The 12001-nt window shown below is 42.0% G+C and carries 9 protein-coding genes; 3 read left to right on the forward strand and 6 right to left on the reverse strand.

The features are described from left to right. Positions 1–159 precede the first annotated feature (159 nt). Complete coding sequence (locus GYX26_RS02530; RefSeq protein WP_174827900.1) at positions 160–1470, forward strand: MFS transporter; 1311 nt, start codon at positions 160–162, stop codon at positions 1468–1470. 91 nt (positions 1471–1561) lie between these two features. On the opposite strand, the gene GYX26_RS02535 is transcribed toward GYX26_RS02530, so the two are convergent. The 4 genes from GYX26_RS02535 to GYX26_RS02550 all read right to left on the reverse strand — a co-directional run bounded on the left by GYX26_RS02535 (position 1562) and on the right by GYX26_RS02550 (position 6994). Next, entirely contained in the window at positions 1562–2707 is a 1146-nt protein-coding gene (locus tag GYX26_RS02535; protein ID WP_370520829.1) for an acyltransferase family protein, read from the reverse strand. Positions 2708–2824: 117 nt separating this feature from the next. Then, the gene (locus tag GYX26_RS02540) at positions 2825–3952 is read right to left on the reverse strand and encodes an acyltransferase (protein ID WP_174827902.1); all 1128 of its coding nucleotides are present in this window, start codon (positions 3950–3952) and stop codon (positions 2825–2827) included. A gap of 93 nt (positions 3953–4045) precedes the next feature. Continuing rightward, complete coding sequence (locus GYX26_RS02545; RefSeq protein WP_174827903.1) at positions 4046–5827, reverse strand: assimilatory sulfite reductase (NADPH) flavoprotein subunit; 1782 nt, start codon at positions 5825–5827, stop codon at positions 4046–4048. A 189-nt stretch (positions 5828–6016) separates the two neighbouring features. Continuing rightward, complete coding sequence (locus tag GYX26_RS02550) at positions 6017–6994, reverse strand: L-lactate dehydrogenase (RefSeq protein ID WP_174827904.1); 978 nt, start codon at positions 6992–6994, stop codon at positions 6017–6019. Between the two features lie 536 nt (positions 6995–7530). Between GYX26_RS02550 and GYX26_RS02555 the strand changes: the two genes are divergently transcribed. Beyond that, entirely contained in the window at positions 7531–9660 is a 2130-nt protein-coding gene (locus GYX26_RS02555) for a P-loop NTPase fold protein (protein ID WP_174827905.1), read from the forward strand. A 63-nt stretch (positions 9661–9723) separates the two neighbouring features. Here the strand turns inward: GYX26_RS02555 and GYX26_RS02560 are convergent, their stop codons facing one another. Next, a complete protein-coding gene (locus GYX26_RS02560) occupies positions 9724–10398 on the reverse strand; it encodes a JAB domain-containing protein (protein WP_174827906.1) in 675 nt (224 codons plus the stop codon). 299 nt (positions 10399–10697) lie between these two features. On the opposite strand from GYX26_RS02560, the gene GYX26_RS02565 reads away from it, so the two are divergent. Further along, positions 10698–10874 (forward strand): hypothetical protein, encoded by a 177-nt coding sequence (locus GYX26_RS02565; RefSeq protein ID WP_174827907.1) that lies wholly within the window; start codon positions 10698–10700, stop codon positions 10872–10874. 155 nt (positions 10875–11029) lie between these two features. Here the strand turns inward: GYX26_RS02565 and GYX26_RS02570 are convergent, their stop codons facing one another. Next, on the reverse strand, positions 11030–11692 hold the full coding sequence (locus tag GYX26_RS02570; protein WP_174827908.1) for an XRE family transcriptional regulator: 663 nt from the start codon (positions 11690–11692) through the stop codon (positions 11030–11032). Positions 11693–12001: the final 309 nt, after the last annotated feature.

A 12001-nucleotide genomic window follows, 5' to 3' on the forward strand; every position in this document is an offset into this window, starting at 1 on the left:
ATATGTTGGGATTTACTGGCAGCATTAACCGGACAGTGTCATTAGTCTACACAAAATAAACTGTTTTTTACTTATAAATTGGCATCTTACAGTCTCTCTTCCTGTACATTGACAGCTGTTTGATGTCAGGCTTCGCTATTCTTCTTTTTCGGTATCCGCATGCATACGCGCCAGTTTTTGTCTTTATATGGTTCCCTTTTTTTCCTGTTTTCAGGTTATGGGCTGTTTCTGAATTCGGCTGGGGTAAAGCCATCCCAAATGGGGGTAAGCAATATCACCATTGGTATTCTGAATGCAGCCTTTTTTGTTGGTGGCACCATTTCTGCCATCGTGTCACACCGCATTATTTCGCGCGTAGGGCATATCCGCAGCTTCAGTGTGTTTGGTGCCCTGTTTGCCATTGCCGCCCTCGCCCATCTGATGGTGGAACAATTGTGGATGTGGGGCATATTGCGTGCGGTACTGGGATTTTGTCATTACAGCTTATTAATGGTAGTGGAAAGCTGGTTTACCGCACGCAGTGTCCCACAGACCCGCGCCAAGATTCTGGCGCTGTATGAAGTGGTGTATTACGTATCATCAGCGACCAGTGTATTGTTGCTGAGCCTGAATATGTCCAGTAACAATATCTTCACGCTGGCAGCCATTCTGGTAATCGTCGCCACATTACCGGTAGGGCTGACACGTATGCAGCAGCCGGAAATTCCCAAGCGCGAGCGCATCAGCCTGCCACATGTCCTTTCCATTGTCCCACTGGCGTGGTTAGCCTGTTTTATGGCCGGGATTTTTATTAATGGCTTTTTCACCATGGGCTCCGTATTCATACTGAAACTGGGTTACAGCCTGCCTAAAGTATCCCTGTTTCTTGGTTCAGCAATGATTGGCGGTTTCACCATTCAATTGTTTATCGCCTGGCTGTCGAATAAATTCGGCCGTCCGCGCACCATTTTCGGCTGTGCCTGTGTAGCTGCGGCAGCCGCAGTCTGTGGTATGCTGCTGCTATTAGTTATGCCGGGCAATATCTGGGCACAATGTGTGATTGCACTGGCTATCGGCTGTAGCGGCTTCCCACTGTATGCACTGGGGCTGGCGCGCGCCAATGATGTTTTACCCGCCAATATGAATACAGTAGAAGTAAATCGCTGTCTGCTGTTTGTGTATGGCTTGGGCTCACTGGTAGCACCACTACTTCTCGGTGCAGTGATGCAGCTATTTAATCACTATGGCTTTTACAGCGTATATGCCATTATTGCCACTGTTCTGGCGGTATATGCCTTTATGCAGCCAGCCGTACCGATTTCGGAGCGCAGTGTTTATGTACCCGTATCCGGCAATGTCGGGCCGATAGCTCCTGAACTTGACCCACGTAACAATGATGCTACCGATACCCCGTATGATGTCGACAGTGCTGAACAGCATGTTCAAGCCACCTTGCAGAATACCGAAAAGCAACAGCAAGCAGACAATTAGTTATCCCTGAAATAACACCCAGATACTGTATAAAGAAAACTGCCCGGGATAGTGTAACTATTCCGGGCAGATGTTATGTAATGTCTGAAACCTATTCTTTCAGCCACGGAGACTTACGCCGTCCCAAAGCCATAAACGGCTTTTCGATATACTGATAAGTTAAGGTACAGATAATCAGTAATACAAACATAACTGCGGTGGATACCAATGTGTACTGAGTCCGGTTTAAAACCAGATTATGCACCGCAATATATTTATTCATACCATACCAAGCAAGACCATGCAGCAGATAGATACTGTAACTGGCATCACCAAGCCGTACAAAGGCTTTCTGTCTTAACAAACCAAAAACGTCACCACCCATGGTAATAAATATAAATAGCAATGCCATAACCGGCAGATAGACAATATTGTAAACTCTGTCGGCAACTGTAAGCATGAAAAGTACAGTTAATATAATCCCGATATTGCAGATATATTTGGGTATTTGTATTTTCTCAGGTAATTTTCTGCCCAAAGCACCAATAGCAAAATAAGATATAAATACTGCATAATTTTGATTGTATTGCGAAACAAAATATACACAGATAAACAGCACTGCCATGCTTAAGGACATTAAGCCTATTTTGTCCCGTAGTATGCAGATAACTGGCAATGAGAAATAAAATCCCCACTCCCAGAACAGCGTCCATGTGACTCCGGCATTAATCAAATGGGCATTTTCTAAGCCAAATAAATGTGGTTTATTGCCAATAATACCTACATCAAGCCAGTAGTATAAGTTGTTAACTAGCTTATCAGCATTTATATTATCTTTTTGAATACAGAAAGCAATAATAATGCAGAATATTGAGGAGATGAAGAAAACGGGAGCTATACGGCAAAAGCGTTTCTGATAAAACTGCAACCATGAAGAAGATTGAGTAGAAGCAAACAGATAACCGGAAATCATGAAAAATACAGCTACCCCCAAGCCACCCATGTTTATAAGATTTGGATATGCAACACGATTAACCTGCTCTGACCATTCCTGCCCATGGAAATAGGAATAACACAAAATATAATGAAATAATGCCACTATAAATGCCAGAAAAAATCTTAATCCATCCAAATGCTCTACTCTAGATTGAGTTTGATTGCCTTTGTCCATAAAAGCAAAGTATTTTGAGCCAAATAACAGCCAGATAAGAAATATCAGTCCGAACATCCATAAGATAAATTTATATTGAATCAGCATTTATAAAATTTTTGAGGAAGTTGAAAAATAACTTGTGCGTATCTTGATGCACAAACTAAAACCCTTTTTAGTTTAATTTATTTTAACATAAGCAAATTATTTTACTTGTTCTTATCCTCAAATATGCCGTTTACTCCTACCCAACTGCATAAAAGGTTGTTCAATAAACCTATAAGTTAAGGTGCATATCAGCATTAAATCAATCAATACCACTGTAGCAAGCAGGGTATATTCGGCCTTATTCAGATTGATTGCAGTTAGCTGAATCACTTTATTCAAACAGAACCACCCAATGCCGTGTAACAAATAAATGCTGTAACTGGCATCACCAAGCCGTACAAAGGCTTTCAGCCGGAGCAGTCCAAATATATCGCCGCCCAGCGCTATCAGGATAAACAGCAGGGCAAACAGGGGCAGGAAGTTGATGTGGTAGCGGCCAGTGGTGATGCTGAAAATCAGCACTAATAACAGCACAATTGCGCTATCACACAGCTTTTTCGGTATCTGTATCGATTCTGACACTATTCTGGCCAGCGCGCCCACGGCAAAGCAGGCTATGAAATAGGCTTTTGGCTGATTAAACGGGGCGACACAATAGACGGCGATAAATAGCACGCTGATTGCCAGTGGTAGCTGGCCGGTTTTCTGGCGCACAAAGCACAACAGCGGCAGGGAAAAGTAAAAAGCCCATTCCCAGTATAATGTCCACGCTACACCAGCATTAATCAGTCGTGCATCCCGCATACCAAACAATGGCGGTTTGACACCGGTAATGCCGGCATCAAACCAGTAATACAGGTTTAGCAGCATATCGCGGCTTACCAGTGTATGCCGTTGCAGATACAGTGCCAGCAGCACACAACAGCATGAAGACAAATAAAATATCGGGGCAATGCGCAAGAAGCGTTTCAGATAAAAATGCAGCCACGATGCCGGGCTGGATTGGGCAAACAGATAGCCTGAGAGCATGAAAAACAGGGTAACGCCGAATACGCCCATGCGCAGGTTGAGCGGATTATGCGCAAATACAGCCGGTGTCCATGACTGGCCATGCAGATAATAATAGCTGTAAACATAATGATGCATGGCTACGCTGAATGCCAGCAAAAAGCGCAGGCCATCCAGCCGCTCTATCCGCCGGCTGCCGGGATTATCCATAAATACAAACAGCCGCGAACTGAATACCGCCCAGCACAGCAGTAATAATCCCAGTATCCAGCCAAACATCTGATATGATTCAAGCATAATCCCTGCAAACGGGCAAAGGTTGGACACAACCCGATATTAATGGGTTTGGTCAGGGTTTGTGAATCTCGTTTCCATCATAATGCATGGCGGTTAATACACATCCCGCTGATAACGCTGCTGCTGCCGCAGCTCACTCAGGTAGTCATCGGCATCTTCAAGGCTAAGCTGCCCGTGAGTGGCCACGATATCCAGCAATGCCTGCTCAACATCATGTGCCATTTTGCTGGCATCGCCGCAAACATAAATATGTGCTCCTCGCTGTAACCATGCCCAGATATCCGCGGCCTGTTCACGCAATTTATGCTGCACATAAACTTTTTCATTACCCTGCCGGCTCCAGGCAAAATCGTAACGAGTCAATAACCCGCTTTTGCGGTATTGCAACCATTCCGCCTGATAAAGAAAATCATCGGTAAATTTCTGATTACCGAAAACCAGCCAGTTTTCGCCCGCGTCGCCATTGGCATCACGCTGCTGCATAAATGCGCGGAACGGGGCAATGCCGGTGCCGGCACCAATCATAATGATAGGCGTATTACCATCTTCGGGTAAGCGGAAACGGTGATTTTCTTCCACAAATACCCGTACCGCCCCACCCTCCTGCAAATATTCACCGAGAAAACCCGAAGCACCGCCGGTATATTGCCGGCCACGCTGGCTAAAGCGCACAACACCCACCGTTAAATGAACTTCTTCCCCAACCTCGTCCTGACTGGAGGCAATGGAATACAGGCGTGGTGTCAGCGGGCGGAAGAGATCATGCAGTGTCTGCGCACTGAGTAGCTGCGGATAGGTGGCCAAAACACTTACCGGCGGTGTGGTGGCGATAAACTGTTGCAAGGCAGCAGCATCAGCAATGATGCCATCCAGTTCGGCAATATGTGCCTGCTGCGCATAAGCCTGTACCAAAGCTGGTGTAGTCTGCGTAATATCCAGCTCGTTTTGTAATGCCTGTTCAATAGTCACCTCGCGGCCATCCGCCAGACGCACCGGTGCATCCTTATCCACCTGCGTATGTTGCAGAATTTCACTGACCAGCGCTGGGGCGTTCTGATAAAACACACCCAGTGCATCACCGGGCTGATAGCGGATACCGGAACCGGCCAAATCAATTTCAATGTGCTCAACGTCTTTGCCGGCATTGGGCGTTGTAATTCTCTGCCGTACACTCAGGCTGGCTGTGAAAGGGGCTTCTTTAGTAAATACCGCCGTCTGGGCGACAACCACACTTTGCTGTACCTCATTACTCACACCGGCATGACTGCTATTCAGGGCGCTAATCAGGGCAACGATTTTATCCTGCCACGCTGCTGCGCTGCTTTGATAGTCAACATCGCAATCTACCCGCTCGGCAAGACGCTGGGCGCCCAGTTGTGCCAGTTGGTGGTCAAAATCTTTACCACACTGACAAAATTGCGGATAGCTGCTGTCGCCCAGTCCCAGTACGGCAAAATGAAGCTGATTAAGAGCAGGGGCTTTTTTACCGAACAGATATTTATACAGCGGTAAGACTTCTTCCGGCGGTTCACCCTCACCCTGAGTGGAAGTAACCAGCAGCAGAATATCTTCACTGGCAAGCTGCTTGCTTTTGTAGTCGCCACTGGCACAGAGGGTAGCATTAATGCCCGCGGCTTCAAGTTTCAGTTGCAGACTTTCTGCCACACGGCGGGCATTGCCGGTTTGTGAGGCGGATAAAACCAGTACTTTACGTGCCACAACTGCTGCGGCAGCACTGGCTACAGGAACGGCTACCGGAGCAGCAGCACTTCCCTGCTGGCTGGTTGCCCATGCATAGCCAGATAGCCATGCTAGCTGCGTGGGCGATAGCTGCGCGAGTGATTGCAGCAATTCGGGGGATAGGGGTATGGTCATGGCTTGTGCTCGATAAAATTATGATTAATTTCATTTACAGGCTGCTAAAAACAATTCAGCCATACTAGCAAGCACAAAGATTTTTGAGAAAGAAATGGCGCTTATTTAGTTAGAAGCGACAAGCATATGTAAAAAGGCAGCCGGCGGGCTGCCCAGAAACGCATAGTCTGACTTCTCCAGACTGTCGTGCTAACGTTGTATACCGATTTCGGCAAAGGTATTGCGCATCACTCCATCCAGATGGCTGGCTGAGGCAAGCATTAAGCCCTGCTCTTTTTCATTCAGCGGTATTTCAATTACCTGACGGACACCATGACGGTTGAGCACGGCCGGCGTACCAATATACATATCCTGAACACCATACTGGCCGTTCAGATAGGCGGAAACAGGCAAGATGGTGTTTTCATCGTCCAGGAGCGCACGACAGATACGCGCCAGCGCCGCGCCGACACCATAATAAGTTGCCCCCTTGAGACGGATAATATCGTAAGCAGCATTAACTACACGGTTGGCAATATTATCCAAATCGGCTTCGGTAAAGCGCGGGTCATTTTTAATCCATTCTTCCATAGTCAAACCGCCTACACTCAGGTGTGACCAAGCCGGAAATTCGGTGTCGCCATGTTCACCAAGAATATAACCATTCACAGTACGCGGGTCGACATCAAACAGATAGCCTACATATTTACACAAACGGGCAGAATCCAGCGAGGTGCCGGAACCGATTACCCGTTCTGCCGGAAAACCGGATAGTTTCCATGTGGCATAGGTAAGAATATCCACTGGATTGGACGCTACCAGAAAAATACCATTAAAGCCGGATTCCACGATACGAGTTACGATGCTTTTAATGATATGCAAGTTGCGGTTAACCAAATCCAGACGCGATTCACCCGGTTTCTGTGCTGCACCAGCGGTAATCACCACGATATCAGCATCGGCAGCATCGCTGTAATCGCCAGCGTAAATGTTTTTCGGGTAGGTAAACAGTAAAGCATCGGCAATATCTTTGGCATCACCATGAGCCTTATCCCGTGCAACGTCGACAATCACCAGCTCCTGACCGATACCTTGAAGAGTAGCTGCATAAGCAAAAGTAGAACCAACAGCACCGGCACCAACCAGCACAATTTTCTGATGGTTTTTAGCATTAGTGGGCTGCAACATAATTCAACCTCGTTTCTATGGATAAATACAAATCTATGCGAATTTATGCATAAATTGTAGCAGGTTCACACATGCCAATTTTTTAATTTATTAATATTCATCTTTGATTACATATTTTGGTAAATGATGTATATAAATATCATTTTGTATGGATTTTTTTATTTTATTTATTTTTATGTTTAATTTTGAATGAGTTTTTACCATACCAAAAACAGAGCCACCAACAGGCTGATTATTCTGCGAGGCATGTGCTTAAATGGCAAACAATATTCACATCAGCCAAGCTGACAACTGTACTATAGTTACACCAGCTAGCGAGGATTTCAAACAAACCCTCTGACCAGCCGTTCTACGGTGCAAGGTGCGTAAGGGTGGTATTTGACTGGTTTGTGATGGCTTTGTCAGAGAAAAAATTTTTATATATCTGGTATTTCAATTAAATTAAAGCAATATATATAATTTAAAAATGACTAAAATAAGTTAAGTTAAGAATAATTATAGTTAACCCATCAAACAATTATGGAGGTGATACCAATATGACCAATCAACATTTTTCTGCTGATGCTCCGCTTTCGTCAAAAGAAGAAGATAAATTTTCTCGATGGAAATTTGCAGAAAGAGTTGGACAAGTGATTGCGAGAAGAGAGGATCCAAGTGGTCTTGTGATTGGGCTATATGGAGTATGGGGAGATGGAAAAACTTCCGTTCTAAACTTTATACAGCAATCCCTCAAATCTGAAGAAAAAGTTATTTGCATCAAGTTTAATCCATGGCGTTATGGTACTGAAGATGATTTATTAAAAGGGTTCTTTTTTACCATTGCGGAGGCATTAGATACCGAATTAATTAGAAGGGGTGATTATTTTAAGGATTTAGTAAAAAACTTAGCGCCACATGCTGGAGAAGCTATAAATTTGGGCTGGCTGGGTAATATAATTAGCCACTTCATCAAAAAAGTTGATACAGATGAATTGAAAAAGAGAATTGAAGCTGCATTAGAAAAAGCCAAAAAACGAGTTCTTATTTTGATTGATGATGTGGATAGATTGGATAAGGCAGAAATCCAATTATTATTTAAGATTGTTAAATTAATCGCTGATTTTAAATATACAGCCTATATTTTAGCCTTTGATAAAGATATTGTGGCTTCATCATTACAAGAGAGATATACGGGTGCTAATCATAATGCAGGTGAAGCATTTCTAGAGAAAATCATCCAAATACCCTTACATTTACCCGCAGTGGATAAGGAAGTTTTACAACAATTTTGTTTTAATGATATCAATAGTGCTTTAATAGTGGCTGATATTAAGCTTACTGATCAACAATCTCAAGAGTTTCAGCGATGTTTTATTGGCTTTGATGAACAATTACGTACGCCTCGTAGAGCTAAACTCTATGGTAATACGTTGTTATTTTCTCTTCCTCTATTAAAAGGAGAAGTTAATCCTGTTGATTTAATGCTTATTGAGGGCGTTAGAATTTTTTATCCATCTTTATATGAAGCCATTAGAAAGCATAAGGAATTTTTTACGGGAATATTTCAGCAAGAAAATACTGAATCAGTAAAAAAGCAAATAGAAGATATTATTAATACCGCACTTGATTTACAACAGAATATTAATAAAGAAAATATTATCAACTTATTAAAACAATTATTTCCCAAATTAAATCAAGTATATAACAAAGAACATTATAGTTTACATCATTTTTCAAAATGGAATAAGGCTCAACGTATCTGTTCAAAAAATTATTTTTCAAGATACTTTTTGTATTCAATTCCAACTGGCGATGTTGCTGATTCGGCTATATCTTCTTTATTATCAAATTTAGCGTCTTGGCACCCTCCTTTTAATGAAAATGAAAATCCATTAAATGATTTAATAGATACTGATAATGCGGGCAATATTATTCAAAAGTTGACAAATAAAGCCAAAAATATTCCAAGTGACATTTCTTATCCATTAACAATTGCAATAGCCCAAAAAAGTGAATTAATGCCTGATCCTGAAAGAATAGACTTTTGGCTAACAACGTTAGGTCAATCCGCTATTTTATCAAGTGATTTAATCCAAAATGTTGAAAAAGATAAAAGAGCAGAATTAATTTATACATGTATTGATAGTGCTTCTTCTCTTGCGTTCAAGGTAACACTTTTCTACTGGCTTAATATAGAGGATAAAGAAAGACCAGAAAAAAAATACTTTTCAGAAGAATGTATCAATCAATTTGGCAGATATTTAGGTAGAAATATTATAGAAAAACATATAGCTCAAGGTGAAGATATCACTATAAATTATTCTAGGGTTTTATTTGATATCTTTAATATATTACATAAGTATGTAAACAATCAATGTGTTAATGATTATGTTATGCCATTAATTACTCAAGACCCAATGGCCATTGTACGTTTGCTTACCGCATATACGCCAACGGTATGGGATGAGGCAGGTAAACATAAGGTTGATTTTAAAAGACAGTATTATAATAGTTTAACTGAAAAAATAGATGTGTCTGCTTTTATTAAAAGCATTGAAGATAATTTTTCTCATTTGCTTGATATACCAGATGATTTTCCAAAAAATCCTCGGAAAGAACATCCAAATGCAGGGGAGCTGCTTATACGACAATTTTTGTGGCTATATCATCATCCTGAAAAGGGTTAATCACTGGAATAAATAATAAAGCCGCAAGCTGACTTGCGGTTTACCATTTTATTTGTTGTTACATCATTCTGTTTTATTAATCAGTCTTTCCATCGCTTTAGGCGTGATTTCTAAAATCTTGGCAATATCTTCAGTTGGTACGCCTTTATCTAATAAAGCAGTTACCGTTGCCCGCATAAGTTTTTCTCGTTTTTCTCTTTCAGCTTTAGTCTTGCTCTTTTCAACTGCCAGTTGTTCTTTGGCGATTTTCTTCTCTTCTTTGCGTATCCGTTCAACCACTTGGTAAGGCGGTACATATTTAAGGCTTTGTTCGAGCTCTTCCATCAGTCTGATGGTGCGAAAGCTGATGTAGCTTCTGGGGGTGATAATCAGGTGGTCGGTAAGCTCGATATTTAAAATGCGGGCAACCTGAATTAAGCGGTCGGTGGTGTCTTTATCGTCCTCAGAAGGGGTTAGCGAGCCGGATGGATGGTTATGTACGATAATCACGCGTGAAGCGTTTTTCATTACGGCTACGCGAAACACGTTCATGGGCTCGATGTTGACTGCTTTATAGGTGCCGAGCGCAATCAGTTCGATATACAGGATATAACCGCGCAGATTCATGCCGATGATCCAGAAATGTTCTTTTTCTTGGTCAATTTTGTTTTCACGCAATAATACGCGCTGCATGATGCTGTATACGTCGTCTGTGTTCTGGATATAGCGTTTGTCATTTTTGGTCAGTTTAATATCCATCTTATCCCTATGTAAAATAACTTAAAAATAATATAACGTATTCTGTATGTGCTAAGCAGTAGTTAATCTACACCGATAATTCATGTTGATAAAGAATGTTTGATTTGGGCTGGCAATACTCTTTTAAACAATAAAGTTAAGCGGTGATGGTTTGCTAAAACCAGCGAGCGGCAGATAACTTGACTATACATGCTATTGTTTATGATTATACCATTAGATACAAGCTGTAAAGGCCTGTTGTGTTTCAAGTGTGATGGTGAATTGTTCTTGTGTATCTATGTTGTTTTAATGGTTTTTAAATGTTGCTTCTGCTGCGCTTTATCATGCGGATATCCTTTGCCGTATATATGGCATGGCTGATTCTGTTTTTATCAATGGCAGGAAAATACGGCGCGCTGGATATATCCGCTATCAGATGTTTACTGGAGCTGTGGGGAGGATTTCTGACTTTGAGTTTCTGCTGTTTTATGGGGTGATTTCCATCAGGAAAATGGTTTAGGTTATAAGCGGTTTCGGTATGATGAGCTTGGCTATAGCCGGTTTAGCCAGCCATACCCGATAGAATTAGCTGCGTGCATTAATTTCTATCAGTGTCTGGCTGGCTGCAATGGCATGTGATACTAAAGCTGTTTTACAGTCCTACGGCATAATAGAATACGCGGCCAACTATAACTATATGTTTAACCGATACGTATTCATCCTGATACTCTTCTTTGTTATAGGCATGTAGGCGTACTTCATCGTAAGGCATGGAATACAGTTTTCTGATGCGATACTGGTGATTCTGTTTAATCAGATACAGATTGCCGTCAATTATATTGGTACGGTTTAAATCTACGGCAAAAATTGTTCCGTGCGGAATGATGGGATCCATGCTGTTATCTCTCACTGGAAAGCACACCACCATTTCGGGGCTGATTTTTTTACGCGCCAGAAGCTCGGTACTCAGGCTGAATTTTTTGCAATGCTGTCCGTATGGCTGTTTTGAATGTGCATAACCGGCCATTTCAATCGATGGATACAGGCATACCTGTGTTTCATCCTGATTGTACGGGGCAATGTTAATTACAGCAGGCACGCCGGTAGTCTGTGTCGGAAACGGTTTGCCTCGACCTTCTCGTAGCCACGCTAAATTGACACTCAATATGTTGGCAAGTATATCGAGATTCTTAGGTTCGTAATGGCCGCATTCCCACTTGAATACGGCGGTTTTGGAAACGCCCATTTTATCGGCGATTTGTTGTTGTGACAGGCCAATACGCTGCCGAGCCTGTTTAATGCGATCACTTAACATCTGTTATTTCCCGATTAAAAGACAATAGAATGTTAACTTAATTGGTGTTATGTTTTGTTTACAAAAATAGTTACTGTCAACATGTGATTTGACAATTTTTCTGGTTATTCTTTGTAATATTTACGTTATTTACATATCTACGATAGTCTTAGGTTGTTAACCTGCAATTGGATTTATACAACACATACTGGTTATAGCAATATAACCTATATTCGATTAATGTTCACACATTATTCTTATGTGTTGTTTACATACACAGTTTATACTGATGCATTTATACTTACTTCTAAGGCCTGTGCTGTGAATAAT

The sequence above is a fragment of the Snodgrassella sp. ESL0253 genome (genome assembly GCF_013344965.1).
GTDB lineage: Bacteria > Pseudomonadota > Gammaproteobacteria > Burkholderiales > Neisseriaceae > Snodgrassella > Snodgrassella alvi_B.